Consider the following 1,239-nt stretch of genomic DNA (forward strand, 5'->3'; position numbering starts at 1 on the left):
GTGATGGGGAGTCAGTTGAAGTTGATGGCGGGGGTGTTGGCGGGGGGAGCGGCCCTTGCTGGTATGTCCTTTGATCTAGCCGACGCCAAAAAAGCCCATCTTCGAGGAAACCACTCGTTAGCCTTAGTATATTCCATGCGTGCTGCCGCCCAAGTTAGCGCGGCATTCTTGTCTGCAGCGATCGGGTTGGCAGCAGCAGGCCCATACCTCCAACGCTTAATTAAAATACATGGACGTAACCGCTTTCTGACATTCACCTATAAGACGTCTACACAGCTTGCATTGAGAATGGCTTTTATGCTGCGTTGGTGCATACGAATCAATTTGGTGATTTTCGCAGCTTCCGTCGCGTTAGAAATGCTGCTCCCCAATGAGCTTCAGAATTACTTGAACCACTGTACTTTTCGAAAAGATCGAGACAATGGAACTCCAAAATCCGTAGAGCAAGAACTGATAAATTTCCACAAAGCTATCGAGGCAACCCTCTAATGTATTTTTTTGAATGGCTCATGTATGACGGACGTGCGACGACTGATTACGAAGCATTGGCGAAAGAAGCTGACCAACAAATAGCGAACGAAGAAAAGCTGCCTCCAATCCGCGTATCACAGGCCGTCTCGAAAGCAATTACAGATAACCAGTCCCTTTACGACTACAATTCCACCTACATTGATGTCCGCACTCCAAACGATGAGAAGCGCGGACTGATAACATTGATAGCCGGCGGCGGCGGCGTAGGACTACTATGGATGCTCGTCCTTGCATTTTATTTTCTCACGATGTACTACTGGAACGAGCACAAAGGTTCCGAGAGCATCCCGCTCAGCATTACTGATTTTATTTCCCTGCATATCATTCCATTAATTCCTATAACTTCTCTGTATCTATACATAAAATACGTCTTTCGCTACTTACGACTCGAAGCATTCACCGCCCGGCGCCTGATCGTCCGCTTCAACCGCGTCACCCGCAAGATCTACCTGCTTCGCCCCAAACACTTGGGAGGCATTGTCGCCTTGGACTGGGACACCGCCGAAGTCTGCATCAACCCGAAGATGTCCGAACTGGACGGCACGGGAGGCTTCGTCATGCTGGGATGGGACAAAGAAACCCACTCCGTCCGTGACGCCGACGGCCATCTCAAGGACGACTTCGAAATCACCTTCGTGGGCAAGCCAACCCGTAACGCCTCCGAACTCTTGGCGTTCTGGGAATACATCCGGCGCTACATGGAAGAGG

Annotated in this window: 2 protein-coding genes; both read left to right on the forward strand. The window is 50.3% G+C overall.

All coding sequences use genetic code 11. From position 1 onward, the window contains the following. Nucleotides 1–489, forward strand: a 489-nt coding sequence (locus tag BSF44_RS30490; RefSeq protein ID WP_172435423.1) for a hypothetical protein, incomplete at its 5' end; no start/stop codon positions are given. Between the two features lie 20 nt (nucleotides 490–509). Next, nucleotides 510–1,239: DUF6708 domain-containing protein (locus BSF44_RS29190; RefSeq protein ID WP_141250120.1), on the forward strand; the 730-nt coding region annotated here is incomplete at its 3' end.

The organism is Pseudomonas sp. ACN8 (genome assembly GCF_002303925.1).
In the GTDB taxonomy this organism is placed as follows: Bacteria; Pseudomonadota; Gammaproteobacteria; order Pseudomonadales; family Pseudomonadaceae; genus Aquipseudomonas.